The organism is Arthrobacter sp. Sr24 (assembly GCF_054511175.1).
Window position 1 is genome coordinate 44108 of the sequence record NZ_JBTNDB010000014.1, and the last position, 24633, is coordinate 68740.

Here is a 24633-nt window from a genome sequence, read left to right on the forward strand (position 1 = left end):
ATGACTGAGCTGCCCAAGAAACATCTGCCCGGACATATCGCAGCGGCTCTGGCCGGTGCTGGCGGCAGCACCGATTCTGCCGGGCAGCCCTGGGCGGGCCGGGATCTTCCCGCGCAGGAAAAGTACCACAACTTTGACACCGACGACGGCGCCATGGACACCGGGTTTGCCGCCGCTCTTGAGGCGCTTGCGGCAGGTGACGGCAGCGAAGCGCAGGTTGTTGCCTCTCTCGCCACTGCCCGGGTCTTCATTCCGATCGTGGCGCAGCTGGCCGAACAGACCGTGGGTGAGACTGGTCTGGTCTCGGACAAGGAATCGGACATGGCACTGGTGACGGTACAAGGGCCTGATGGTCGCCGAGCGCTGCCTGTATTTTCCAATGCTGGGGCTTTGGCCCGCTGGCATCCTGAGGCACGCCCGGTTGCCGTTTATGCAGCGCGGGCAGCGTTGTCTGCGGTGGCCGAAGAAGCGCAGCTGCTGGTCCTAGATCCCGGCTCCGAGCGTCCTTTTGTGGTGCGCCGTCCGGCCATGTGGTCGCTCGCGCAACAGCAACAGTGGGAGCCCAGCTACGGCGATGCAGCGGTTCAGCGTGTTTTGCGCGAGTCCGTGTCTTCGTTAGGTAACACAGCAGTGGTGGACATTTCTGCCAGCGCCGGTCAGGGCATACAATCCCAGTGGTACTCAAAAGCTGAACCGTCGGCACTGATAGTGTCCGGCGGTGGAATCGGCCCAGAACTCTGTGTCACCATCACCTTATTGCCCGGGCTGGACCAGGTGTCGGTCAACGGTGTGCTCTCTGCTCTGCAAGCTTCTTGGGCAGCAAATGAGTATTTTGCCCAGGCAGTGGATTCAATCCATGTTCGCCTTCGGCACCCCCATATTCAGGACAACACCATCGCAACGTAGCCTCGGCGCTCTCATGTGATGGAACACGAAAGAGAGCTCACCGAAGTGAATTTTGCTGCCTACCGTGAAATCCTCGCGGTCGCACCTGTGCGCAGGCTGTTGATTGTGGCCATGTTTGCGCGTATTCCGCATGCAGCCGCAGGTGTGCTGCTGACTTTGCATGTGGTTGAAACGATGCAGCTGAGCTACGCCTCAGCAGGGTTTATTGCTGCGGCCATCACCATCGGCATGGCGTTCGGCGCTCCGTGGCGAGGAAGGCTCGTGGACCTCTATGGGCTACGCAAGGCGCTGCTGCCCTCTGTGTTCGCCGAGGTAGTGGTGTGGAGTTTAGCTCCGTTCCTGAATTTCCAGCTCCTTATGCTGGCTGCCTTCATTGGCGGTATCTTTGCTGTCCCCATCTTCTCCTTGGTACGCCAAGCACTCAGCGTGATGGTGCCCCAAGACCAGCGGCGCACCGCTTACGCATTGGATTCCATGGGCGCTGAAATCACCTTTATGATTGGGCCCGCTGCCGGTGTGTTGATAGCAACCACCATTCACACGGTGGTGGGTCTGATCATCATCGGTGTCACCGCGTCCCTTGCCGGTGTTTTTTTGATGGTTTTCAACCCGCCCACAAGAACTGGCCAAAAAGGATCATTCGTCTCCGTCGGCGTGGTTGAGTCCCATCCGTTGGATGCAGTCGAGGATCGTGAAGCACCGGACTTCTCGGGGAAGAACGCGCTGGGCCGTTTGTGGGGAGGGGCTCGACACAATCTGCGCTGGGTCAATATCGCGGTGCTGGCTATTTTGGGCACCTCCTTGGGCGCCGGCCTGGTTTTGGCTGGAACCAACGTGGGTATGGTCGCGGTCATGCGCGAAAACGACGTCGTTGGTGATCTGGGCATCGTGTTCATCTTCTGGTGTGGAGCCTCGATCGTTGGCGGCATTCTCTACGGTGCCCTCAAGCGCTCCATCAATCCGCTGTGGCTACTGATGGCTATGGCGATCCTGATCATCCCCATGGGATTTGCCACTAATGCGTGGATGTTGGGGCTGCTATCGATTCTTCCGGGCCTACTCTGCGCTCCGGTCCTGACCTCAAGCGCTGAACACATTGCTGACCTGGTGTCCGAACGGCGCCGCGGTGAGGCCATGGGCTGGTACGGCTCCTCCATGACTATCGGTAGCGCCATGGGTTCCCCTTTTGCAGGGGCCATGATTGATGGCATCGGCCCGTGGGCCGGCTTTGCCATCATAGGTTTGGTCTGCGGCCTCTTGTCGATCATCGGATTGTTCGCTATGGCTATCTGGCGTCGTCGCCGACGCAGCGCGGCAGGTAGTCACGGCGCGGTGGGCAGTCACGACCTCACGGACGGCGACAAGAACGACACCTTGGGTGACGTTTCCGGCGAGCTTGATGACCTGCTGGGGGAGCCGGATCCCGTCTGAGTAGCTCGTGATGCAGCTGAGTTTTCCGACCCCGCATGAAAAATGCCACTGTTTGGGTAATATGCCACAGTTTAAACTGTGGCATATTACCCAAACGGTGGCATTTTTCGCGAAAACCCTGAGTGAGGAGGGAGGTCACCAGGGGAAGTGGGTGGGTGGGCCCACGTTCATGCTTGGAGCGGGTGGGATTAGTTCGAGTGGGACTAGTTGACGGCGCCCGTGAACTTCTCGCCCGGTCCCTTGCCCGGCGCGTCCGGGATGGTTGAAGCTTCGCGGAATGCGAGCTGCAGTGAACGCAGGCCATCGCGCAACGGTCCGGCGTGCTGGCTGCCAATTTCCGGGGCCGCGGCTGTGACGAAGCCGGCCAGAGCGGTGATCAACTTCCGGGCCTCATCTAGGTCCTTGAGCTCTTCGGCGTCCGGGCCTGCCGCCAAGCCACACTTGACCGCTGCTGCGCTCATGAGGTGAACGGCCGCGGTGGTGATGACCTCGATGGCGGGAACTTCGGCGATGTCGCGCACTACGGAAGCTGCCTGGCTATCGCTCAGGGCCTCTTCCGGGGCGGGCTGGAAGGTGTTGCGGGTGTCCGAATTATTATCTGAGCTACTCATACTGCTAAGCTTGTCACAGACCAACGCGATGCTGTTATTTCGGCAGTCCCGAGGAATCCCAACTAAGGATTCTTTGTGAGCTGAGAAATGTACTACAATCGTGTTTGCAAGTGGAGTCCTCTCCCACCTTTCGACCCAGTAATGGAGTTGTCTGGTTTAGGTTGGCGCTTTCCGTTCATGGAGAGCCAGACAGTACCCGTAACGGGTCTGCACGCCAATTCTTCGAGGCCTCCATTGCATCAGCAAATTGGGGGCCTTCTTCGTTGCTGATGGTATTCACACTTTCAAGCAACAGGAGTCACACATTAGCGAGCCACGCATCAATGATCGAATTCGCGTCCCCGAGGTGCGGTTGGTTGGACCAGCAGGCGAACAGGTAGGTGTCGTTCGCATTGAAGACGCCCTCCGTTTGGCAGCCGAGTCTGACTTGGATCTGGTTGAGGTCGCACCGACGGCTAAGCCGCCGGTGTGCAAACTGATGGACTTCGGCAAGTACAAGTACGAAGCCGCCGTCAAGGCTCGTGAAGCCCGCAAGAACCAGACCAACACCGTTTTGAAGGAAGTTCGCTTCCGCCTCAAAATTGACACGCACGACTACGAGACGAAGCGCGGTCACGCACTTCGCTTCCTCGGTTCCGGTGACAAGGTCAAGGCCATGATCCAGTTCCGCGGTCGTGAGCAGCAGCGCCCCGAAATGGGTATGCGCCTGCTGAACAAGTTCGCCGCAGATGTTGCCGAGGTTGGCATCATCGAGTCCAGCCCCCGCATCGACGGCCGCAACATGGTCATGGTCATCGGCCCGTTGAAGAACAAGGCCGAAGCCAAGGCTGAGGCACGCCGCCACCAGCAGCGCGCCGATGCGAAGGCACACAACGAGGCAGTGGCTAATGGCACCGCCCGTGTTGATGTGGACCGCGACAACAAGGCGCCCATGACTCAGTCTCTGGCGGATCTCTTGCCTGACGGTTTGCACCTTAACGAAGACGTGCCGGCTCCCGCCGCCGACGTTACTGAGGAAGTTGCCGCTACGGTAACGGAGGAAGTCGTTGAGACTGCCGCCGGGAACGAAACTGCGGCGCCCGAAGTAGCTCCGGCCAAGGAAGCCCCGGTAGAAAAGCCGGCTCCCGCCGTCGTACCTGCCAAGGCACCTGCTACCAAGGCTCCCGCAGCCAAGGCACCCGTTGCTAAGTCCGCTCCGGTGAAAGCCCCAGCTAAGGCTCCCGCAGCGAAACCGGCAGTTGCTCCAAAACCGGCAGTTGCTCCCAAGCCCGTGGCTGCAAAGCCCATCCCCATGCCGAAGCCGATGGCCAAGCCCGCAGCAGTAAAGCCTGTTGCGAAGCCCGCCGCCAAGGCAGCAGCAAAACCCGCCGCGAAGGCTGCAGCTGCAAAGCCTGCCGCCGCGACGGAGACCCCCAGCTCAGCTGAATAAGGTTCATACCTTTCAGCGGTGAATACACCCACACAGTGACCCAATCGGTCGCTGCAAGAGAACCACAGGCAGCGCCGGTGGATACGTAAGGAGATAGGTCCTCATGCCTAAAATGAAGACACACAGTGGTGCTAAGAAGCGATTCAAGCTGACCGGTTCCGGTAAGCTCGTTCGCCAGCAGGCTAACCGCCGCCACTACTTGGAGCACAAGCCCTCCAGCTTGAAGCGCCGCCTGAAGGGTGACCTCCTGGTTGCCAAGGCAGATGTGCGCAACATCAAGAAGATGCTCGGCATCTAATTTCGCAAGTCAATCGGTGTCATTCCCAGTTCAGGGTCTAACACCATTCATCAAAGCCTTCCCTGGCATGATTGGCTTGGGATCTTTAAAATTGAAGGAGTACGCACGTGGCACGTGTGAAGAGGGCTGTAAACGCCCACAAGAAGCGTCGGGTTATTCTTGAGCGCGCAAAGGGTTACCGTGGACAGCGTTCACGCCTGTACCGTAAGGCCAAAGAGCAGCTGCTGCACTCGTTCGTGTACAGCTACGGTGACCGCCGCAAGCGCAAGGGTGACTTCCGTCGCCTGTGGATCCAGCGTATCAACGCTGCATCACGCGCCAACGGCCTGACCTACAACCGCTTGATCCAGGGCCTGAAGGCTGCACAGATCGAGGTTGACCGCCGTATGCTGGCCGACCTGGCTGTCAACGACGCTGGTGCTTTCACCGCACTGGTTGGCTTGGCTAAGGCTGCACTGCCTGCTGATACTTCAGCTCCGGTTGCTAAGTAATTTTCGTTTTACCGTATGACTGTTTTACCTTGGAGCCGTTGAGTTCTAAGTTCCTGTGCAGTGACTGCTAAAGTCCTAAGCATGAATGAATCCGGGCGCCCGCCAGCAGATGCAATGACTAATCCTCGAGCAGATCGAGTGAGGGATGTTGCCAAACTGGTTGGGCGCTCGGGCCGTTTAAAGCGTCGTCAGTTTTTCGCTGAGGGACCTCAGGCTGTCCGTGAAGCACTGCGTGCACACCGCGACTGCTTGGATGCCGGCGGGACGCCGGTGGTGGAGGCCCTGTACGCCACGGTTGAGTGCCTGAAGAAGTTTCCCGAGCTGTTTGAAGCGGCCTCGGACCCCGGCTCCCGCCTCTCAATTCGAATCGCCAGTGACATGGTTCTCGCTGCCATGACAGATACAGTCTCCCCTCAGGGAGTGGTAGCTGTGTGCAATTTCGTGGACGTTCCTCTTGAAGCAGTCTTGGCTACCAAACCTAAACTGATTGCCATGTTGTGCCGTGTGCAGGACCCGGGCAATGCTGGAACGGTTCTCCGCGCAGCTGATGCAGCGGGCGCAGACGCCGTGATCTTCTCCCAGTCAAGCGTGGATATTTACAACCCCAAGGCTGTCCGCTCCACGGCGGGCTCACTGTTCCACCTGCCTGTTGTGCTAGGCGCCGATGTAGCCCAGGTTGTCGCAGCAGCCAAGGAAGCTGGTGTGGGAATCCTCGCCGCAGATGGCTACGGCCAGCTGAATCTAGACCTGTTGCAAGACGAGAGCGCCGCACGCGCCTTTGACCAGGAAATCCCAGATTCCAGCTATGACTTGGCAGCTCCCACCATGTGGCTCTTTGGCAACGAGGCCCAAGGCCTTGCGGGGGAAGAGAAATCTCTGGCTGATTACCGTGTAGCCGTTCCTGTCTATGGGGCGGCTGAATCACTCAACCTTGGAACAGCAGCAACGGTGTGCCTGTACGCCAGCGCAAGGGCACAACGCCGGAGCCACTAACAAGGTGTAGCTCAGGAGCGTGTGACTAGGCCCTATCGGACCTCGGCGTACTGTCCCGGACCTCGGGCACCGTCCCGGGTTCCGGGCACCGGGCTACGGATGGCAGGCACCGCTGGAGCGTCAAAAAAAGATCCTCCCCGCTCAACCCCTTGAGGGATTGTGCGGGGAGGATCTTTTGCAGGGACTTCTGCTCCTACTGAGAGGGGGCCTTCAAGCCTTTCTGGCCGCTCAGATCCTTCTTATCAAGCAGGCCACTGATCAGGGCAATGCCCAAGCCCAACACGGCCAAGACGGCGCCTACAAGCGCAGGTGCAGTGAATCCCCATCCCCACGTGATGACCAGCCCGCCCACGAAAGCCCCGAGCGCGTTGGCCATATTCAGTGCCGAGTGGTTCAGGGAGGACGCCAGCGTTGGAGCCCCGGGCGAGACGTCCAAGAGACGCGTCTGCAATGAAGGAATGAGCATGGCGCCTGAGGCGCCAATCACGAAGATCATCAGCAGCGCCATCCACTGAATATGGACTGAGACTGCGTACAACACCAACATGGCAGCAATGAAGGTCATCACGGCGTAGATGCTGCCCATGACGGACCAATCGGCGAGCCTTCCGCCAATGTAGTTTCCTACCACCATGCCCACGCCGTAGAGGCCAACGATGATGGGCAGGAACCCTGCATCGAAGCCGGCAACATCGGTCATGGTGTTGGCAACGTAGGTGTAGACGGCAAAGAAGCCACCAAAACCAACCACGCCTACCAACAACGTCAGCCAGACTTGGCCGCGCCGCAACGCGCCCAGTTCCTTGCGCAGGCTCGCACCGGGCTGAGCTTTTTGAGATGGAATGAATATCCCGATGAACACCATGGTGATGACACCGATGATGCCGACCAGGACGAACATCCAGCGCCACCCGAACTGCTGGCCCACAAGCGTAGCGAGCGGAACACCGAGCACGTTGGCAATGGACAAGCCCATCATGACCATCGAAATGGCCCGTCCGCGCTTGCTAGGGGCGACCAAAGACGCTGCTAATACTGCCGCCACGCCAAAGAATGCGCCGTGGGGAAGGCCCGCGATGAAGCGTGTGATCAGCAAGGTGTTGTAGTCCACGGCGAAGATGGAGAGCAAGTTGCCTACGGTAAACAGGGCCATCAAGCCCAGCGCCAACGTCTTGCGCGGCATTTTTGCGCCAATGGCGACCAGTAGCGGTGCGCCCACCACCACTCCGAGAGCATAGGCGGAGATGACATGGCCGGCGGTGGGGACGCTGACTCCTACGCCTTCGGCCACGTTGGGCAACAAGCCCATCATGGCGAATTCCGTGGTGCCGATGCCAAAGCCGCCAATGGCTAGCGCGAAGATTGCCCAAGCAACGGAGTTGGGCGAGGGCGGGGTGGTGTTCGGCCGGTTTTTAAGCTGGGTCATTGAAACGAACTTTCACAAGGTGGGGTTCCGGTTCCGCTAAAGCGGTAGGTGCCGGCGCCACAGTGCGCAACGGCTCGACATGAAGAAGTCCCTCCCAGTCTAGTTCGACCTAGACTTGCCTAGTGACGACAATGAAACAAATCGTAGGCGCAGCATTAGTTGACTCGCTTGAAAAACCGCAAATGCTTTTGGCCGCCCGACGCACTGCACCGCCTGAATTTGCGGGCATGTGGGAGTTCCCCGGAGGCAAAGTCGAACCCGGAGAGGGGCCGCAAGAAGCACTCCTTCGAGAGGTCCGGGAAGAGTTAGGGATCACTGCACGGCTAGGTGCCGAACTTGAAGGCACGACGCCGGATGGCTGGCCCTTGAACAGTGGCGCTGCCATGCGCGTGTGGTTGGCTGAAGCGACGGAAGGAACCCCGGAACCGCTGGAGGACCACGATTCGCTACTGTGGGTTGATCTGGCAGGTCCGGAAATCTTGGCATTGCCGTGGATTCCTGCCGACTTGCCGATTGTGCATGCGCTGATCGCATTCACCCAACATTAATGCCTCCATTGGGTGCGGAAATGCAATAGCCTGTGCGAGACTGGGTGCTGAAGACCCCAAGGAGGTTGTGCCATGACGACTGATAATCACGACGAACAAGCCGCCGCAGGTGCCAGCGAGGAAACGAAAGAAAAGTTCCGGCAGGCCCTGGAGAACAAGAAGAACCAGCAACACGGCAGCGTTTCTGCCGCAGGTGGGCCCAAGATTAACTCTTCCCACGGTGCTGCATCGCACAAGCGTGAATTCCGCCGCAAGTCCGGATAGTCCCTAGATTTGGATGCGGCAGTGCACAAGAGCGGCAGAAACCTTCGGGTTCCTGCCGCTTTTGTTGCTTTTAAGCCTTTGTGTCAATTGCAGGCGGGCCGGGCGGAAAGCGACTAGGTTGGTAATTAAGAATCTAAACCAAGGAGAGATCACGTGAACGAGAACAATTCCCCGACACCGCCGGTCGAGCCGACGCCTCCGGGCTACAACGCACCCGAGACACCTGCATCGGCTCCATACCAGCAGCCTGGCTATGGCGGCCAGCAGCCCCAGTCGTCGCAGTACCAGCAGCCAAACTACGGTCAGCAGCCGAACTATGGTCAGCAGAGCCCGGCTCAGCAGCAGCCCTACCAGCAGCCGCCTGCTCAGCAGCAGTACCCCCAGGCTCCTCAGCAGCAGTACCAGCAGGGTGCTGTTGACCCCGCAGGTACCGTGGTTCTGAACTATTGGCTATCGGTATTCTTCAGCTGGATTCCAGCCCTAATCTTTTTCCTGACGGAAAAGGGCAAGAACAGCTTTGCCGATGAGTTCCACCGTCAGAACTTGAACTTCTCGATTCTGCGGATGATAGCACTGGTACTGTCTGCAATCCCGGCAATTGGTTTCATCTTCGGTATTGCTGCCTTTGCAATGTTCATTATCCACATCATCGCCGCCGTCAAGGCGCCGGCTCAGTTCCGCGCCGGGCAGCACTACAAGTTCCCGTTTAACGTTCAGTTCATCAAGTAAGACGGCTCATGAGTTAGACCTGCGGCTGCACTTAGCCGTAGCGGTACCTCCAGCGGACTGGGCTAGAAGCCCTAGAACAAGGTGGGTGCGAACTCAGTAGAGGCGGGGATCCCATGAGGGGTCCCCGCTTTTGTTTTACCTGCATGTGCCTGGACCCGAGTTTTTTCGGTCTCGGCAGCTGTTGTCGAAGGGATGCCGCGGAATCCGCCGCCAGCCAAAGGCCTGAGCCTGTCTGAGGTGTCTGAGGTGTCTGAGCTTCCTGAATTTCCTGTGTTGTTTCTGTCTTGGCTGTGTACGGTGGGCATGCTCCCGGCTGGATACTGGGCCTCCTCCTGACGGGGATCATGGATGAAGCCTTGCTTGCCGAATCCATGGCGGGCTTTGGCTGCGTTGACCTGTGCCGCCAACCATTGCCGGTATTCCTTAGAAGCGTAGGAGCCAGAACCATAGAGCCGTTGGTAACGTCCAACCAAGGACGGGTATTCGCGCGCCAGCCACTGCATGAACCATTCCCGGGTACCCGGACGTAGATACAGCGCTCCGGCACTGACACCTGTTGCACCGGCGTGGGCTAGAGCCGCAAAAAGTGAATCCAAGGCTTCCTCTGAATCGGTGAGCCACGGCAGGATTGGCATGGCCATGACCCCGCACGGCAGGCCCGCGTCCCGTAACTTGCTAATCAGAGACAATCTGGCTTTCGGAGATGGTGTGCCCGGCTCTAAGATCTGGGCTAGGTCCTCATCCAACAAGGCCAGAGAGATTCCCATCCCCACGCTGACGTCCCGGCCCGCGGCACGAAGTGTAGGGATATCCCGAGCCAACAGTGTTCCCTTGGTGAGAATGGAAAACGGGGTTCCAGAATCAGCGAGAGCACTAATGATGCCCGGCATAAGTTGGTAGCGGCCCTCTGCGCGTTGATACGGATCGGTATTCGTGCCCAGCGCAACGTGGTGGTGCTGCCATGAGGGCTTGAACAATTCCTTGCGCAGTACCTGCGCAACATTAACTTTCACCACAACCTGAGAATCAAAATCGACGCCCGGGTCAAAATCCAGATAGGTATGGCTCTTGCGTGCAAAGCAATAGACGCAGGCATGTGAACAGCCCCTGTAGGGGTTCACTGTCCATTCAAAGGGCATGGTGGAGCTGGACGGCACCTTGTTCAGCGCCGATTTAGACAACACCTCGTGAAAGGTGATGCCAGCGAAATCGGGGGTCTGAACACTTTTGACCAAACCGGCTAGGGGCAACAGAGGTGCTTGTAATCCGTTCGCTGCCGGACCTGCCATGCCCCGCACGTCTTGACTCGACCCAGTTAAGCCTGAGCTGATCATCCCAGACTGGGCCATCCCTTGCTCGGGAAAGAGGGGTTGGTTAAGTTCCTGCTGTGTCCACCGCATAACAAAATTAGAACATATATTCTATATAACCTCAAGGGTTAGGGCCTGGGAGAAATACTTGTCTACTCGCGGGTAACTTATGGCGTAGATCACATAGCGGGGTATTAGGGTGGAGCTAGGAGCGATGAGGCTCCTGCTGCCCGATCCTCTTGGCATACACGGTTGTGGTCTCGATGCGAGCAACGGCAGTTCACGTACAAAGGAGCACCCATGACGAATCTGGCCTCGATGGTCCCCGCCTCAGCTGCAAGGAATCCGGGTGGGGTAGTCATCAAACTCGATGATATTGAAATTTCTTATGGCGCCCTCGAGGTGCTCAGTGCCAAGGTGGCCGCGTTGCTCGAGCAGCGTGGCGTCAAGGCGGGGGACAGGGTGGCGCTTATATCCCCAAACCTGCCGCAGATGCCACCTATCTACTACGGCATTTTGCGCTACGGGGCAATTGTTGTTCCGCTAAATCCGCTCCTAAAGGCCCGTGAAGTGGCCTACCATCTACAGGATTCCGGTGCCACCTTGGCCTTCGCGTGGGAAGGCGTCATGGCCGAGGTTGCCGCCGGGGCCGCTGAAACAGGTACCGAGATAGTATCCATCGATGCCGGCTTCATGGCGCTGGTGGCCCCACTTGAGCCACGCCATGACGTGGCGGAGGCTGCCAAGGACGACACCGCCGTCATCCTGTACACCTCTGGCACGACAGGCAAACCCAAGGGCGCTGAGCTCACGCATGAGAACCTGCGCAGCAATGCTGAAGTGTCGGTAGGACTCTTTGGTAGCAAGGACGGAGACGTGATTTTCGGTGGGCTCCCGTTCTTCCACATCTTTGGGCAGACCTGTGCGCTGAACTCGGCGGTGATGGCCGGGGCAACCGTGACCCTGCTGCCCCGCTTTGATCCGGTCAAGGCGCTGGAGATCATCGCCCGGGACAAGGTCACCATTTTTGAAGGCGTGCCCAGTATGTACATTGCACTGCTGCGGGCCCCTGGCCGGGAAAACTATGACCTGAGCAGTCTGCGGCTTGCAGCGTCGGGTGGCTCGGCCCTACCCGTGGAAATTTTGCATGAATTTGAATCCACGTTCAAAGCCACCTTGCTAGAAGGCTACGGATTATCCGAGACCTCGCCCGTGGTCAGCTTTAACCAGACCGACGGCATCCGTAAGCCAGGCTCCGTGGGCACCGCGGTGACCGGAGCGCAACTGCGGGTCATCGATGAGTCAGGGGCCGACGTCGAACCTGGCTCGGTGGGGGAAATTGCTGTGGCCGGGCCCTACGTCATGAAGGGGTATTGGAATAACCCCGAAGCGACGGCGGCCGCCATCCCAGACGGTTGGTTCCGCACTGGAGATCTGGGACGTAAGGATGAAGACGGCGTGTTCTTCATTGTGGACCGGAAGAAGGACATGATCTTGCGCGGCGGCTACAACATTTACCCGCGCGAGATTGAAGAAGTGCTCTACGAACACCCAGCCGTGGCCGAGGCTGCCGTTCTGGGGAAGCCCGACGACGTCCACGGCGAGGAAGTGTGTGCCGTGGTAGCGCTGAAGGAGGGGGCTGTTGGTGCCGAGAATCCGGAGGCGCTGGCCGCGGAGATCCAAGAATTCGTCAAGGAGCGGGTGGCTGCTTACAAGTATCCGCGCAAGGTCATGATCGTTGATGCGCTGCCTAAGGGACCCACGGGGAAGATCCTCAAGCGCGAGATCAACGTTTGACCCTTGGCCCTCGCAGGACAGTGGCCCGGGTAATTTTTCGCCGGGGCCACTGTCCTGCCTGCTAGTGACAGCTTCCTCTTGAGGTTTTGCGCTGATTTTTTAGTTCAGCAACCAGGTGATTTGTACGGAGATGGTGATCTCGCTTTGCCCTGGCTCAATGGACATGGAGCTATCCATGACCATGGCGGCGCGGGCCATCATGGGGCGCGGACCGCTAGAGGAGATGTTTCCTTCGTAGACATTGTCCAGGGCGCCAAGGGTGCGTCCGGCAAGTTGCGCGTACAGCTCGGCCGCGCGGCGTGCATCTGCCCAGGCCGCGGCACGTGCCTTGTCTTGTGCCTCGGAGGGATCGGAAACAACGGGGGACATGCCGTTGAGCCGGACATTATTGTTGCCAACGTCAATGACGGCTGCAACGATGTCTTGGGCGCCCTGATCGTAGCGCAACGAAACTGAGAGGGTGCTGGAGACCGTGTAGCCAGTAACCACCGTGCCCACTCCTTCTTGCCAGCGGTTGTCCACGCGAACATCCAACGTGGAGGAGCTAATTGCTGTGCGCTCCACACCCAACGTCTGTAGTTTCGCATTCACAGCGTTGAGGGCTTCGCCCGCCTGAGAGTACGCGTCTCGTACGGTGGGCTGTGAGGCTTCAATGCCGATGTTGATGGTGAAGAAGTCCGGGGCGCTCTGGGCTGTGCCGTGCCCGGTGACGGTGATGGAGTTACTGGTCTGGCCCATAGTTATTTCTCTTTCTGGTTCTGTAGAGCTTGGTTCTGTGCGGGGTCATACTGTACCCCTGTACTGGCTGGTGACTTAGCGAACGCAAGGCGCCGCAATTGTTTCCGCAGCTGCTCCCTTAGGCCGGGAAGTCTAGCGATGGTGGGCAGTTCGCGATAGCCGCCCAAAGCCAGTCCCGCGTTGCGTTCAAAGAAGTTGCGGCTACCAGGGTCTCCGGTGCGCCACAGGGAGTACGCAGCGCAGGCTGCATAGAGGGGGAGGAACGGTAGACCAAGGCACCACGCATATTGGGTTGCGTGCTGGGATTCGTGGGCCAGTAGATCAGTGCGGGCATCGATGTGGGCGCGGTCTGTTCGGTAGAAGATCACATTACCCACGGTGAATGCGCCAGCAATCGGTAGCGTCGGTTGGTAGTTGGTTCCGAAAACCAGCCCGTGCGGGCCTCGTTCAACGCGGGTGCGGCTCAGCCCTGCCAGCAGCAACCCGGCCGCCGTCGAAAGATTGAGAGCATTGGCTACGGCACGGATGCGCTCGGGCCGAGTAAGCCGAGTAAGCCGGGTAAGCCGAGTAAGAGGAGAGCTCATGATGTGGTCCCGATTCCTTCCATGGGTACGGGGGTACTGCTGGTAACGGTCAGCGCGGCCAAAGCTGTGGCAGTGTCGGGTTTGGAATGGTCGCAGGCGTCCATGGGCCATTGGATGTTGACGCTCTGCCCTGCTGCATTGATCAGCCAGATGCCCGGCAGAATTTCTCCATAGTCCAGACAGTTTATGGGGCCTCCGCGTTCGCTAGGCACTGCCAATGCTGCCAGTAGGGGAGTGTAGTCGCCGGATAGGTGCTCCTCCGTCACTGCTCCTGAGTCAGAATCAATGGAGCAGCGCACTACATCCACTGGAACAAAGCCATTGGGAACCCGTCCTTTGAGTAACGCGGCTGGATTCGAGGCGGCCGGTTCCCAGCCCGTGGACGTTGAACAGTCGACGGAATCCTGCAATGCGGCCGGTTCAGGCAGGTATGTCCGTGGCGTAGTGCAGGCTGAGAGTAGCAGCCCGACTGTCAGAAGACCGGCTGTCAAAAGCCCGGCAGCAGCCAACTCCGAGCGGGGTGACGGCGCAAGGCGGGGGTCTGGCGTCGTACTTCTGCGGCGACGAAGGGTCATGGGAGCGGCCGCCGATGCTCAATAACCTGGCCAACGCTCAGCTTCTCCAGCGCCTTCGACGTATCTGGCTTGCCACGGGTTTTCCCACAAGCATCCACCGGCCACTGAACTTGAATGGCGCGGCCTTGCGCATCCACCATCCACAGTGGCGGGATGATCTCCATGTCGGCTGTACAAGGACCACTTCCGCCTTTATCGCTGGGCTGTGCCAGCGCTGCCAGTAAATCGGCGTAATCGCCCTCAAAATGCTCTTCTTGGAGCAGCTGGGTGAAATCCCTAATGGGGTCCTGGATAACCAGGGAGCAGCGAATGACGTGAACCGGCACAAATCCCTGCGGCACGGAACCGCTCAGTATTGCCTCCTCGGATGCTTCGGCCGTCGGGCCCGACCCCAACGCGTCCGACGCCGGCGGGTTGGCCGGTTCTGGCAGCCATCCCACGGTGGATCCGGGACAGTCGACTTTTTCCTGGATCACGGCGGCGTCGGGCGTGTAGGTACCGGACCCACCGGGAAACAGCGAACACCCACTCAACGTCAGCGCAAGCAGAGGGCCCATCACCAACGCGAGGCTCGCCAACCACGCACGGCGGAAGGCCGGCGTCGTACCTCTAGTGCGAAGAAGGCTCATAGCCGTTAGCGTAGCAAGCAGCGTACCGAAGCGGGAGAGCAGCGCAAATGGCTTCGATTCAAAACTGAGGGATACAGTCAACTAGAATGAAACAGGCGGGAGGAGCTACCCCGCCGCTTACTCGCACACGAGCTTAGGTAAAAACTGTAGATGTCCCAGATGCCCCACACGACGGCAGAAATGCCCGAACCAACCATTGAACCCGCAGCAGTCCCGGATCCCCTCGATGAAGCCGCCATTGGTGCAGCCGTTGAGAATGCGCTCGCAGCCATTGCCGCCGCAGCCAACCTGGATGAGCTGAAGACTGCACGCCTGGCGCACACCGGTGAAAAGTCGCCGCTGAGCCTTGCCAACCGTGAAATCGGAGGTCTCGCCAAGGAGTTTAAGGCTGCCGCCGGAAAGCTCATGGGCGCATCCCGCGGCCGCGTTGCCAAAGCGCTCGCAGCCCGCACGGAGGTGCTCGAGGCCGAAGATGCCGCACGCATTCTCGTGGAGGAGACCGTGGATGTCACGGCCGCTCCGCGCCGTCGTCGCGCCGGTGCTCGCCACCCGTTGTCCACCCTGCAAGACCGCGTGAGCGACATCTTCGTGGGCATGGGCTGGGAAATCGCCGAAGGTCCGGAGCTGGAATCGGAATGGTTTAACTTTGATGCGTTGAACTTTGCCCCGGACCACCCGGCCCGCGAAATGCAGGACACCTTCTTCGTGGAGCCGCCCGAGGCTCACCTGCTGCTGCGCACCCACACCTCACCGGTGCAGGTCCGTTCCTTGTTGGAGCGCGAACTGCCCGTCTACGTATTGTGCCCCGGCAAGGTTTTCCGCACCGATGAGCTCGACGCCACGCACACGCCGGTATTCCATCAGTTCGAGGGCCTGGCCATCGACAAGGGTCTGTCCATGGCGGATCTGCGCGGCACGCTGGAGCACTTTGCCCGTCAGATGTTTGGCGAGGAAGCCAGCATCCGCCTGCGCCCCAACTTCTTCCCGTTCACCGAACCGTCGGCCGAGCTGGACATCTGGCACCCGGGTGCCAAGGGTGGCCCGCGCTGGATCGAGTGGGGTGGTTGCGGCATGGTCAATGCGAACGTGCTCCGCGCTGCCGGCATTGACCCGGAGGAGTACTCCGGATTTGCCTTCGGTATGGGCATTGAACGCACTCTCATGTTCCGCAATGAAGTAGGCGACATGCACGACATGATCGAGGGCGACGTACGATTCAGCGAACACTTTGGGATGGAGATCTAAGACAAGTGCGTATTCCACTGACTTGGCTGCGCGAATACGCGCAGGTACCGGCTGGCGCAACAGCCGAAGACGTAATGACCGACCTAGTAAAGGTTGGCTTTGAAGAAGAAGATGTGCACCGCCCCTCCGATGAGATCAGCGGCCCCATTGTGGTGGGCCAGGTCCTGACGAAGGAACCCGAGGCACAGTCCAACGGCAAAACCATCAACTGGTGCTCCGTCCGTGTGGTGCCCGAGGGTGCCACCCAAACGCTGGACATTGACGGCATTGACCCCTCCGGCGTGCAGGGCATTGTCTGCGGTGCGCACAACTTCGAGGTGGGGGACAAGGTTGTTGTCACCCTTCCCGGCGCCGTGCTGCCTGGAGACTTCCGCATCACCCCGCGGAAGACCTACGGTCACGTGTCCGCTGGCATGATCGCCTCCGTGCGAGAGCTTGGCATCGGCGAAGACCACGACGGCATTCTGGTGCTCTCCACTTTGGGTCTTGACCCAGAAGTGGGCACCGACGCTTTGGCTCTCCTGGGCCTCAACGACGAAGCCGCCGAAATCAACGTCACCCCGGACCGCGGCTACGCGTTCAGTATCCGCGGCGTCGCCCGAGAGTATGCGCACGCCACAGACAGCGTGTTCACGGATCCGGCGTCGCTGGTTTCGGTGACCGCCTCCTCCGGCGAGGGCCACCCCGTCATCATTGCTGACGAAGCCCCCATCTACGGCAAGGCTGGCTGCGACCGCTTTGTGGCGCGCACCGTGAGCGGAATTAACGCAGCTGCGCCAACTCCCACCTGGATGTCATCGCGTCTGCGCCTTGCCGGGATCCGCTCCATTTCCCTGCCCGTGGACATCTCCAACTACGTCATGTTGGAACTGGGCCAGCCGCTGCACTTCTACGATGCAGACAAGCTGTCCGGCGCTATCACGGTTCGCCGCGCCGCCGCCGGTGAGACGCTGAAGACTCTCGATGCCAAGGTTCGCAAGCTAGACGCCGAGGACCTCTTGATCACCGATGCCTCCGGCCCCATTGGTGTTGCCGGTGTCATGGGAGGTGCCTCCACCGAGGTCACCTCCGCCACCAACACTGTGCTGATTGAAGCTGCGCACTTCGAAGAAGTCTCCATTGCCCGCTCGCGCCGTCGTCACAAACTTCCCTCCGAAGCCTCCAAGCGCTTCGAGCGCGGCGTTGACCCGGCTGTTGCCGACATTGCCGCACAGCGTGCGGTGAACTTGTTGGTTGAGCTGGCTGGCGGCACGGAGGAAACCACTTCCACCGACGTCAATACCGTGGTGGCTTCTGCTCCCGTGTTCCTGCCGTCGGGCTACACCTCGGGGCGCATCGGCATTGAATTCCAGCAGTCCCAGATCATGGGTTCACTCTCAGATCTTGGTGCGCAGGTGGAAAAGGTCGACGGCGGGTATTCCGTCACAGCCCCTTCTTGGCGCCATGATTTGGTCACCAAGGATGATCTGACGGAGGAAGTTGCCCGCCTGGTGGGTTACGATCTGATCCCGTCAACGCTTCCCACGGCACCTCCGGGCCGTGGTTACTCACGCGCGCAGCAGCAGCGCCGCCGTGCGGTACAGGCTCTGGCAGATTCTGGTTTGACCGAGATCCTGGCTTACCCTTTCGTCTCGAAGGCCTCCAATGACACCTTTGGTGTTGCTGAAGCTGGTGCCGTGCGCACTGCAGTAAAGTTGGCCAACCCGCTGAGCGAAGAGTTCGGCTTCCTGCGCACGTCTGTTCTGCCGGGTTTGATTGAGATTGCCAAGCGCAACCACTCACGCGGTTTCCATGATCTGGCGCTGTTTGAATCTGGTCTGGTGTTCTTGCCGTCAGATTCTATGGGCACTGCATCGATCCCGCCGCTGGGTGTGAAGCCATCGGATGAGGTTTTGGATGGCCTCTATGACGGTATTCCGTACCAGCCGCTCACCTTGGCTGCCGTGTTCACGGGCAAGGATTCACCAGCTGCACCCGCCCATGCGCCCCGTGCTTGGGACTGGGCCGACGCCGTTGACGCCGCCCGTTTGGTAGCCGATGTGGTGGGTGTGGAACTGATCGTCTCGCAGGGTTCACACCAGGCCTTCCACCCTGGCCGTGCAGCCGAGCTTTCGCTGCGCACCGGGGAAGTGGTTGGCTATGCTGGCGAACTGCACCCGAAGCTGTTGAGCGAGTTGAACATGCCGGCCCGCTCGGTAGCCATGGAAATCAACGCAGAGAAGATCTTTGCCGCTGCGGCTGACGTCATTGTGGCCAAGCCTATCTCTACTTTTCCGGTGGCTACGCAGGATGTTGCGTTGGTAGTACCTGCCGAGATTGCTGCCGCAACCGTGTTGGAGACGTTGCGCGAAGGCGCTGGCGAGCTGCTCGAAGACGTGACGCTGTTTGATGAGTACCAGGGAGCAGGGATTCCCGAGGGCCGAAAGTCGTTGGCCTTCGGCCTGCGCTTCCGCGCCACTGACCGGACCCTGACTTCCGATGAAGCATCGGCAGCGAGGGCATCCGCCGTGGAGCTTGCCGCGGAACGATTCGGCGCGACCCAGCGCTAAGCCGGCTCCCGCTAGTGCTGCCCGCGCAAGAGGGCCCCGTCAGTTTTGCCAGCATTGTGCTGGTCCAAACGGACGGGGCCCTCTTCGTTCCGCGGCTGCCACCAGCCGGTCAAGGGTCTGGTTGACGGCCCTCGATGGCGGGACAACAATTGATCAAACACTTTGCCCCAAAAGAAAAGGTCTCCCTTTGAATCCCGCTCAATCTCTCCGTGCGCGCCCATGATCAGGTCTTGGTCACGATTCCGCGATACCCTCCGCCACGAATTGTGGCCGTTGCCGTTCTTCGCTGTGGTCGTTGGGATCAGTCTCGGCGTTGTTCTTCCGTGGCTGGAGGCAAGGCAGGATGAGCTCGCGGCGCCATGGACTTCCTTCATGTTGGGCGGGGGAGCCGATGCGGCTCGCAGCATGCTGACAACCATCTCCGCGAGCATCATGACCGTGACGTCACTGACCTTTTCGCTGACGGTCCTCACGCTGCAATTGGCAAGCAGCCAATACTCGCCCCGTATGCTCCGGACGTTCTCCTCGGACCGTGTAGTGCACTGGACGCTGGCAGTATTCCTGGGCACTTTCACATACTCCTTGATGGTCTTGCGGACCATTAGATCTACCGATGTCTCCCCAGAGTTCGTTCCACACCTCTCAGTGACCTTGGCATTCATCTTAGGATTGGGCAGCATTGCGGCACTCGTGTTCTTCCTAGCGCACCTTGCCAGGGAAATTCGCGCGGAAAACATCCTCGACCGTCTGCGCAACAGCGCCGTCTTGGCCGTTGAACGCTACTACCCGCCGGTTGGCTCAGGGTCCGGGCGTTCGCTCCCTGCCTCACCCCAGACGGTTCTGAAGTCGAACAAAAGCGGGTTCCTCACCTCTATCCAGCTCGAGGTCATAGCAGGATTGGGTGAGGATCGAGGTCTGACCATCCACCTCATCCCTCGGCCTGGGGACTATGTTTTGGAAGGCAACACACTGGCGGTCTTGGAAGGTCCGCTCCTATCGGAAGAGGACCTTAACGACGTTGCAGCCCAAGTCAACGCCTGGGTCACGCTGGGGCCCGAGCGCACCCAGCTCATGGACACCTCCTTCTCACTGAGTCAACTGGCAGATGTAGCAGCCCGGGCGCTTTCCCCAGGAACTAACGACCCCACCACCGCCATCCATGCCATCCACCAAGCGTCCGCGGTTCTGGTCCGGGCCCTAGGCCGCGACTGCGTCCCGATGCTCTGTCTGGATGCCATTACCAACACCGGAGCTACCCTGGATCTTCCAGACTTCTCGGAGTTACTAGACACTGCTTTCACACCCATCCGCGTTTACGGTCACCAGGACCCGAAAGTCGCCGTCAGCTTGGCAACGGCCATCGGAGGCCTAGCTGCCAACGACTCTGACCACCGCCACAGCACCACCTTCCTAGACTTCCTCCAAGACTTGGACGATTCCGTTCAAGGCTCCGATGTAATAGCACGAGACCGCAAGAGAATCCTTAGTAGTATCACTCAGGCTCGTCTAGTTTGCTTGGGCGCCTAGCTCCTTACACAGAGGTGGCGTGCGAGTCCGTCAACCTCCTAGAAATGGGCTGAGATTTCGCCTGTAGTCCCCGTCTTGCCGGTGATGATTGGATCTCTCTGGTTGTCCCGCAAACCCCGCGCTTGGCCTTGAGCTGTTCACTGCTCCGCGTCAACCACTTTGCTCAACGGTGTGGGAGTGGTGTCCAAGAGGACCACTAGGTCAACCCTGCGGGCAGAACACTCGTCGGAGCATTTCATATACAACAGCCGTCCTTGTGAGGTCCTGTGGCTCGATTCAACCTCCCAGAGGTGCTGGTGTGTTTGCATGCTGGGGGTGCGAATCGTCGTTGAAGTGACGGCTTTGAATGAAGTAAATATGGTCATAACATCAACTCTGGTGTAATGGTCTTATGCATCTCAACCCTTACGGAGAATATGCGGTCCTGCTTGCGGGGTCTCTTGCCAATGACTTTCCGGCGGATCGCGCTGGCATATTTGCGCGAACTCGTGAGTTCGGCATGACCATGAGTTTTGCGGATATGCCCGGTGATCATGCTCTTGTCCGCCGTGTGATCGATGATTGGCTGGAGATCATTGATGCCCCGGATGACTCGGCTAGAGCGGCCTTGGTGAACGCGCAGATGGCCGCCGCGAGTGCATATCCCCGGCTGACCGCACACGATAACGAGGGTTGGCACCTGCATTACAGGGATGAGAGCCAGACTTTGCCTCACGTATTACGAGCAGTGATCAGTGTTGGGACAGCCCTGCATCTGAGTACCCGTGGCATGAACCGTCTTTCGCGATGCGCCGCCGGGCAGGCGCCAGGTGATCCCTGCACCGCTGTAGTTGTTGATGTAACCCGCAATGGGCGTCAGCAATATTGCTCGGTGCGCTGCAATAATCGCGCTGCTGTCCGTAGACATCGGGCCCGCAGCGGACCATCCAGCTGAGTTAGGCCCCGGAGCATAGTGCTGGGCAATGACTGAAGAGAACTTACCGCGTGAGCATGGTTGGCTGCCCCAAGGAAATGCCAAGATCTATTGGGAATCCAGTGGAAGCCCTAACCGCGTGCCGCTCCTCTATTGACAGGGCGGTCCCGGTCGTTCCCTAGGCAGAGACGGATATCGGAGGCGTCACGAGGCAGCAAAGTTCCGGACCATCTGTTTTTACCAGCGGGGTTGCGGCACCAGCATCCCTGGACCACACCGCCACTAACTGTAATGAGGTCGATGGGATCGAAGAGGGGATGGGCCTTATCTTCCCGGAAGCATGAGACGAATGAGTCGGAGCCCAGGCTCAATGACGAACACTTGCGCATGCGGTTTCCTGCTTGGTGACACACTCTTGGTCGATGGGTTTGTTGGCCGCCCCATTTACGGGTCTTGAGAGTGAAGGGCGCGGCGGCCCAAACATGTTCGGGTGTTAGCCCCGAGATCGGTAGTTACACGGCCTTCAACGTGGCTAACTACCGATCAGTTGATTCCTTCACCGGTGGTAGGCTGCGCGGCTTGCAACCCTAGAATTCCTCACCTTCGCCCACCACATCTGATGCCGGGCCCACGATGTGTGGGTCCGGCACACCCACCAATTCATGGTCCTTGCCGGTGTAGTCAAACAAGTTCAGCACATGGCGCATGGCCTCTAGCCGAGCCCGTTTTTTGTCATTGGATTTAACCACTGTCCAGGGCGCATGGCGGGTGTCCGTTCGCTTGAACATTCGCTCTTTCGCAGATGTATAGCCGTCCCATTTATCTAGCGAGGCCAGATCCATAGGGGAGAGCTTCCACTGCCTCACGGGGTCCACTTGGCGGATGATGAAACGGGTCCGTTGTTCAGCTTGGGTGACCGAGAACCAGAACTTGATCACCGTGATGCCGTCATTGACCAGCATGCGTTCAAACTGCGGTGCCTGACGGATGAACTCGTCATACTGCGCCTTGGTACAAAAGCCCATGACGCGCTCCACACCCGTGCGGTTGTACCAAGAACGATCAAACAACACCATCTCCCCGGCGCTGGGCAAATGGGCCACATACCGCTGGAAGTACCATTGGGTGGACTCGCGCGCGGTGGGCTTCTCTAGCGCTACGACGCGGGTTCCACGCGGATTCAAATGTTCCGTGAAGCGCTTAATGGTCCCGCCCTTGCCGGCAGCGTCGCGGCCTTCGAACAAGATCACCACCCTGCGCCCGGTAGCCTTGATCCATTGCTGCAGTTTCAACAGTTCAATTTGAAGCAACCGCTTTTGAATATCGTAGACGTCCCGTTCCATCCGCGAGTCATAGGGATAACCATCGCGCCACGTATCCACGGCAGATCCGTCGGGGGCCAACAAGACGGGATCGTCGTCGTCGTTGTCTACAACGGTAAAGCCAGTGAAGTCCGGAATGGGTCGAATCATGGCTCGATCCTAAAGTGGCAGTAATTACGCAAAGCGAACAAAGGGTGGAATTCGGGTGAACAAACACAGTGGCGGAGGTCTCATACGCGGCGTGATGATTACGCGCGCCTTCGAGCTGGCGGCCGTTGATTCGAGCTTGTTCGCATTACTCGATGCCGCTGAGCGGGCTCGAGCTGATGCCATTGACAAGACCACCACGCGCCGTGATTTTCTGGCCGGGCGTGTGGTGCAACGGCTCATGGCTGCCGAGGTTTTGGCCGTCAGCCCTGATCAACTGGTAGTCGATTACACCTGCCCCGAATGCGGGCCGAATCCTTTGCCCTCGCATGGCCGGCCCGGCTATCTGCTGCGCGGAGTGCCAGCAGCAGTGTCAATCAGCTTGTCGCGGAGCCACGGGTGGGCGCTGGTGGCGACGGTTCCCGGCGTCGGCGTTCCGCTAGGAGTTGACGTCCAGCACCGTGCGCAAGTGGGTTTTGAAGGGTTCGACGACGTCGCGCTCAGTCCTGCTGAAAAGTCCCTGTTGGCCCGGGTTGCCCCGGCAGCGCAGGATGCCTGGCGGGCCAATGCCTGGGCGCGCAAGGAAGCCTTGGCAAAGTCCTCCGGATGGGGGTTGCGCACTGAGCCAGCGCACATCCCGGCCTTCCCGGAAGAAAATCAGTTCGGTGAAGGCAGCGTTGTCACCGAGGTTTGGGAGCTGGTGCCCCAAGATGTGGGCTTGCCGGAAGGGTTCGCCGCTGCCGTGGCTGTGCGCTACGGTCTTTAGTGCTCAGCGGTCTTTAGTGCGCGGGTAGCGGCGGTAATGGCTTCCTGAAGAGCCACGGGGTGAGAATGTCCGCGGCTGAGAACCCCGGAACATCCGCGCAGACCTCATCGGCCAGTGCCACAAAAGCGGCCGTGGACACGGAACTGTGCCGATTCTGCGCTACCCAGCGCTGCAAGAGGGCGAAGAAGTTGGCATCGCCTGCCGCAAGGCGGATGGCCTCCAAGGTCAAAGCGCCACGTTTGTACACCGCGTCATCAAACATCATCTCCGGACCAGGGTCACCCACTGTCAAAGCAACCGGATCGGTAGTCAGTTTGTCGTGGGCCTGTGCCGCACATTCGGCCACAGTCATCGATCCACTCTCTTGCGACCAGAGCCATTCCGCGTAGCAGGCAAAGCCTTCATGCAGCCAAATATCGCGCCACGATGCCAAGGTCAGCGAGTTGCCGAACCACTGGTGTGAGAGTTCATGGGCAATGAGCCGCTGTGCTTCCCACGTCCTGTTCATGTGATTGCTGCCCAGAATGGACAGCGACTGCGCCTCGAGTGGGATTTCCAGCTCATCCTCAGTAACCACAACGGTGTAGGCGTCAAAAGGATATGGGCCGAAGGCTTGGATGAAAACGTCCATCATTTCCCGTTGCCGGGATAGTGCGGTCGCCGCTTTGGATTGGAGCTTCTTGGACACGGCTACCGTAATGGGTAGTTGTGTTTGGCCCTCCTTGGCCGGCAGTTCCAGCAGCTGGTACGCGCCAATTTGCACGGTGGCCAGATACGTGGACATGGGGGCCGTTTGTTCATAAACCCAGGTTTCTCGGCTCGATTTTCGGGTGTGAGAAACGAGCGATCCGTTGCACACGGCCGTGTAATCGGCGTCGGTAGTGACGCTAAAGCGATAGCTTGCTTTGTCATCGGGGCGGTCGTTACACGGGAACCACGTCGGTGCGCCGGTGGGCTGGCCAGCGACCAATACGCCGTCGTCCAATTCTTCCCAACCGACCTCGCCCCACTCGCCGTCATCAGGGGCGGGAAAACCGCTGTAACGGATGTCCATGGTGAACACTGCCCCGGCGTCCAAGGGTTCGGGTAACTGCAGTAGCAATTTGCCCTTCGGCTGGGAATGCTTCACCACCCGGGTACCATTCACGGAAGCCTTGTCCATGCCTAGCCCGGTCAAATCGAGCTCCACCTGGGTCAGCGGCACCAAAGCGTGGGCTCTGATGATGGCCCGGCCCTGCAATTGGTTCCCCGCCAGCCGGACTTGGAGCTGTAGATCGTAGTGTTCCACTGCGTAAAGGGTGCTGCCGTGCAGAGGGATGTAGGGGTCCGGACTCGCAGCGGTATTCGCATCTGCAATATCAAGGGTGCGGGTGCGGTGGAGAAATCTCATGCTGTGCTGGGTGTC

25 protein-coding genes are annotated in these 24633 nt (G+C 59.4%); 15 read left to right on the plus strand and 10 right to left on the minus strand.

All coding sequences use genetic code 11. The annotated features are described in order from the left end of the window. Positions 1-906, plus strand: a complete 906-nt coding sequence (locus ACX80D_RS10770; protein WP_459322661.1) for an SseB family protein — start codon at positions 1-3, stop codon at positions 904-906. A gap of 18 nt (positions 907-924) precedes the next feature. After that, on the plus strand, positions 925-2337 hold the full coding sequence (locus ACX80D_RS10775) for an MFS transporter (RefSeq protein ID WP_459322662.1): 1413 nt from the start codon (positions 925-927) through the stop codon (positions 2335-2337). Positions 2338-2540: 203 nt separating this feature from the next. Here the strand turns inward: ACX80D_RS10775 and ACX80D_RS10780 are convergent, their stop codons facing one another. Beyond that, the gene (locus ACX80D_RS10780; RefSeq protein WP_459322663.1) at positions 2541-2948 is read right to left on the minus strand and encodes a DUF1844 domain-containing protein; all 408 of its coding nucleotides are present in this window, start codon (positions 2946-2948) and stop codon (positions 2541-2543) included. A gap of 247 nt (positions 2949-3195) precedes the next feature. Between ACX80D_RS10780 and infC the strand changes: the two genes are divergently transcribed. The 4 genes from infC to ACX80D_RS10800 all read left to right on the plus strand — a co-directional run bounded on the left by infC (position 3196) and on the right by ACX80D_RS10800 (position 6159). Then, on the plus strand, positions 3196-4377 hold the full coding sequence (infC, locus tag ACX80D_RS10785) for a translation initiation factor IF-3 (RefSeq protein ID WP_459322664.1): 1182 nt from the start codon (positions 3196-3198) through the stop codon (positions 4375-4377). A 103-nt stretch (positions 4378-4480) separates the two neighbouring features. After that, positions 4481-4675 (plus strand): 50S ribosomal protein L35, encoded by a 195-nt coding sequence (gene rpmI / locus ACX80D_RS10790; protein WP_103466427.1) that lies wholly within the window; start codon positions 4481-4483, stop codon positions 4673-4675. 107 nt (positions 4676-4782) lie between these two features. Continuing rightward, complete coding sequence (gene rplT / locus ACX80D_RS10795; RefSeq protein WP_459322665.1) at positions 4783-5166, plus strand: 50S ribosomal protein L20; 384 nt, start codon at positions 4783-4785, stop codon at positions 5164-5166. A gap of 81 nt (positions 5167-5247) precedes the next feature. Continuing rightward, positions 5248-6159 carry a TrmH family RNA methyltransferase gene (locus ACX80D_RS10800; protein ID WP_459322666.1) on the plus strand — a complete coding sequence of 304 codons (912 nt, stop codon included), beginning with the start codon at positions 5248-5250 and terminating at the stop codon, positions 6157-6159. Between the two features lie 193 nt (positions 6160-6352). On the opposite strand, the gene ACX80D_RS10805 is transcribed toward ACX80D_RS10800, so the two are convergent. After that, the gene (locus tag ACX80D_RS10805; RefSeq protein WP_459322667.1) at positions 6353-7585 is read right to left on the minus strand and encodes an MFS transporter; all 1233 of its coding nucleotides are present in this window, start codon (positions 7583-7585) and stop codon (positions 6353-6355) included. 131 nt (positions 7586-7716) lie between these two features. Here ACX80D_RS10805 and ACX80D_RS10810 point away from each other — a divergent pair, with 131 nt between their 5' ends. From ACX80D_RS10810 to ACX80D_RS10820, 3 genes are all read left to right on the plus strand, one after another. Next, on the plus strand, positions 7717-8133 hold the full coding sequence (locus ACX80D_RS10810; RefSeq protein WP_459322701.1) for a (deoxy)nucleoside triphosphate pyrophosphohydrolase: 417 nt from the start codon (positions 7717-7719) through the stop codon (positions 8131-8133). 72 nt (positions 8134-8205) lie between these two features. Then, positions 8206-8397 (plus strand): DUF5302 domain-containing protein, encoded by a 192-nt coding sequence (locus tag ACX80D_RS10815; RefSeq protein WP_459322668.1) that lies wholly within the window; start codon positions 8206-8208, stop codon positions 8395-8397. A 153-nt stretch (positions 8398-8550) separates the two neighbouring features. After that, positions 8551-9126, plus strand: coding sequence for a DUF4870 domain-containing protein (locus ACX80D_RS10820; protein ID WP_459322669.1), 576 nt, complete (start codon positions 8551-8553; stop codon positions 9124-9126). Positions 9127-9197: 71 nt separating this feature from the next. On the opposite strand, the gene ACX80D_RS10825 is transcribed toward ACX80D_RS10820, so the two are convergent. Continuing rightward, entirely contained in the window at positions 9198-10415 is a 1218-nt protein-coding gene (locus ACX80D_RS10825) for an Rv2578c family radical SAM protein (protein WP_459322702.1), read from the minus strand. 321 nt (positions 10416-10736) lie between these two features. Between ACX80D_RS10825 and ACX80D_RS10830 the strand changes: the two genes are divergently transcribed. Beyond that, positions 10737-12233, plus strand: coding sequence for a long-chain-fatty-acid--CoA ligase (locus ACX80D_RS10830; RefSeq protein WP_459322670.1), 1497 nt, complete (start codon positions 10737-10739; stop codon positions 12231-12233). 99 nt (positions 12234-12332) lie between these two features. Here the strand turns inward: ACX80D_RS10830 and ACX80D_RS10835 are convergent, their stop codons facing one another. The 4 genes from ACX80D_RS10835 to ACX80D_RS10850 are packed head-to-tail and all read right to left on the minus strand — an operon-like array spanning position 12333 to position 14759. Beyond that, positions 12333-12971 (minus strand): SIMPL domain-containing protein, encoded by a 639-nt coding sequence (locus ACX80D_RS10835; protein WP_459322671.1) that lies wholly within the window; start codon positions 12969-12971, stop codon positions 12333-12335. 2 nt (positions 12972-12973) lie between these two features. Continuing rightward, entirely contained in the window at positions 12974-13555 is a 582-nt protein-coding gene (locus tag ACX80D_RS10840; protein WP_459322672.1) for a hypothetical protein, read from the minus strand. Further along, entirely contained in the window at positions 13552-14130 is a 579-nt protein-coding gene (locus ACX80D_RS10845) for a hypothetical protein (protein WP_459322673.1), read from the minus strand. Before ACX80D_RS10845 ends, ACX80D_RS10840 begins: the two co-directional genes overlap by 4 nt. Further along, positions 14127-14759, minus strand: a complete 633-nt coding sequence (locus tag ACX80D_RS10850; RefSeq protein ID WP_459322674.1) for a hypothetical protein — start codon at positions 14757-14759, stop codon at positions 14127-14129. The genes ACX80D_RS10845 and ACX80D_RS10850 overlap by 4 nt, the downstream gene beginning before the upstream one ends. Before the next feature lie 150 nt (positions 14760-14909). Between ACX80D_RS10850 and pheS the strand changes: the two genes are divergently transcribed. The 3 genes from pheS to ACX80D_RS10865 all read left to right on the plus strand — a co-directional run bounded on the left by pheS (position 14910) and on the right by ACX80D_RS10865 (position 20080). After that, complete coding sequence (gene pheS / locus ACX80D_RS10855) at positions 14910-16004, plus strand: phenylalanine--tRNA ligase subunit alpha (protein WP_459322675.1); 1095 nt, start codon at positions 14910-14912, stop codon at positions 16002-16004. A 5-nt stretch (positions 16005-16009) separates the two neighbouring features. Further along, complete coding sequence (gene pheT, locus ACX80D_RS10860) at positions 16010-18553, plus strand: phenylalanine--tRNA ligase subunit beta (protein WP_459322676.1); 2544 nt, start codon at positions 16010-16012, stop codon at positions 18551-18553. Between the two features lie 219 nt (positions 18554-18772). Continuing rightward, a complete protein-coding gene (locus ACX80D_RS10865; protein ID WP_459322677.1) occupies positions 18773-20080 on the plus strand; it encodes a DUF2254 domain-containing protein in 1308 nt (435 codons plus the stop codon). A 137-nt stretch (positions 20081-20217) separates the two neighbouring features. Here ACX80D_RS10865 and ACX80D_RS10870 read toward each other — a convergent pair whose 3' ends face one another. Next, entirely contained in the window at positions 20218-20445 is a 228-nt protein-coding gene (locus ACX80D_RS10870; protein ID WP_459322678.1) for a hypothetical protein, read from the minus strand. 26 nt (positions 20446-20471) lie between these two features. On the opposite strand from ACX80D_RS10870, the gene ACX80D_RS10875 reads away from it, so the two are divergent. Then, positions 20472-21014 carry a CGNR zinc finger domain-containing protein gene (locus ACX80D_RS10875; RefSeq protein ID WP_459322679.1) on the plus strand — a complete coding sequence of 181 codons (543 nt, stop codon included), beginning with the start codon at positions 20472-20474 and terminating at the stop codon, positions 21012-21014. A 566-nt stretch (positions 21015-21580) separates the two neighbouring features. On the opposite strand, the gene ppk2 is transcribed toward ACX80D_RS10875, so the two are convergent. Continuing rightward, complete coding sequence (gene ppk2 / locus ACX80D_RS10880; RefSeq protein WP_459322680.1) at positions 21581-22465, minus strand: polyphosphate kinase 2; 885 nt, start codon at positions 22463-22465, stop codon at positions 21581-21583. Between the two features lie 55 nt (positions 22466-22520). Here ppk2 and ACX80D_RS10885 point away from each other — a divergent pair, with 55 nt between their 5' ends. After that, entirely contained in the window at positions 22521-23228 is a 708-nt protein-coding gene (locus ACX80D_RS10885) for a 4'-phosphopantetheinyl transferase family protein (protein ID WP_459322681.1), read from the plus strand. A gap of 13 nt (positions 23229-23241) precedes the next feature. Here the strand turns inward: ACX80D_RS10885 and ACX80D_RS10890 are convergent, their stop codons facing one another. Beyond that, the gene (locus ACX80D_RS10890) at positions 23242-24618 is read right to left on the minus strand and encodes a M1 family metallopeptidase (protein ID WP_459322682.1); all 1377 of its coding nucleotides are present in this window, start codon (positions 24616-24618) and stop codon (positions 23242-23244) included. Positions 24619-24633: the final 15 nt, after the last annotated feature.

Excerpts from the sequence above, each read along its gene's own strand:
- ACX80D_RS10840 (WP_459322672.1), bottom strand. The coding sequence starts at position 13,555 with ATGAGCTCTCCTCTTACTCGGCTTACCCGGCTTACTCGGCTTACTCGG.
- ACX80D_RS10805 (WP_459322667.1), bottom strand. The coding sequence starts at position 7,585 with ATGACCCAGCTTAAAAACCGGCCGAACACCACCCCGCCCTCGCCCAAC.
- ACX80D_RS10875 (WP_459322679.1), top strand. The coding sequence starts at position 20,472 with ATGCATCTCAACCCTTACGGAGAATATGCGGTCCTGCTTGCGGGGTCT.
- ACX80D_RS10770 (WP_459322661.1), top strand. The coding sequence starts at position 1 with ATGACTGAGCTGCCCAAGAAACATCTGCCCGGACATATCGCAGCGGCT.
- ppk2 (WP_459322680.1), bottom strand. The coding sequence starts at position 22,465 with ATGATTCGACCCATTCCGGACTTCACTGGCTTTACCGTTGTAGACAAC.
- ACX80D_RS10810 (WP_459322701.1), top strand. The coding sequence starts at position 7,717 with ATGAAACAAATCGTAGGCGCAGCATTAGTTGACTCGCTTGAAAAACCG.
- ACX80D_RS10835 (WP_459322671.1), bottom strand. The coding sequence starts at position 12,971 with ATGGGCCAGACCAGTAACTCCATCACCGTCACCGGGCACGGCACAGCC.
- ACX80D_RS10830 (WP_459322670.1), top strand. The coding sequence starts at position 10,737 with ATGACGAATCTGGCCTCGATGGTCCCCGCCTCAGCTGCAAGGAATCCG.
- ACX80D_RS10780 (WP_459322663.1), bottom strand. The coding sequence starts at position 2,948 with ATGAGTAGCTCAGATAATAATTCGGACACCCGCAACACCTTCCAGCCC.
- pheS (WP_459322675.1), top strand. The coding sequence starts at position 14,910 with ATGTCCCAGATGCCCCACACGACGGCAGAAATGCCCGAACCAACCATT.
- ACX80D_RS10775 (WP_459322662.1), top strand. The coding sequence starts at position 925 with ATGGAACACGAAAGAGAGCTCACCGAAGTGAATTTTGCTGCCTACCGT.
- ACX80D_RS10890 (WP_459322682.1), bottom strand. The coding sequence starts at position 24,618 with ATGAGATTTCTCCACCGCACCCGCACCCTTGATATTGCAGATGCGAAT.
- ACX80D_RS10825 (WP_459322702.1), bottom strand. The coding sequence starts at position 10,415 with ATGGCAGGTCCGGCAGCGAACGGATTACAAGCACCTCTGTTGCCCCTA.
- ACX80D_RS10815 (WP_459322668.1), top strand. The coding sequence starts at position 8,206 with ATGACGACTGATAATCACGACGAACAAGCCGCCGCAGGTGCCAGCGAG.
- ACX80D_RS10845 (WP_459322673.1), bottom strand. The coding sequence starts at position 14,130 with ATGACCCTTCGTCGCCGCAGAAGTACGACGCCAGACCCCCGCCTTGCG.
- rpmI (WP_103466427.1), top strand. The coding sequence starts at position 4,481 with ATGCCTAAAATGAAGACACACAGTGGTGCTAAGAAGCGATTCAAGCTG.
- ACX80D_RS10870 (WP_459322678.1), bottom strand. The coding sequence starts at position 20,445 with ATGACCATATTTACTTCATTCAAAGCCGTCACTTCAACGACGATTCGC.
- ACX80D_RS10800 (WP_459322666.1), top strand. The coding sequence starts at position 5,248 with ATGAATGAATCCGGGCGCCCGCCAGCAGATGCAATGACTAATCCTCGA.
- ACX80D_RS10850 (WP_459322674.1), bottom strand. The coding sequence starts at position 14,759 with ATGAGCCTTCTTCGCACTAGAGGTACGACGCCGGCCTTCCGCCGTGCG.
- ACX80D_RS10865 (WP_459322677.1), top strand. The coding sequence starts at position 18,773 with ATGATCAGGTCTTGGTCACGATTCCGCGATACCCTCCGCCACGAATTG.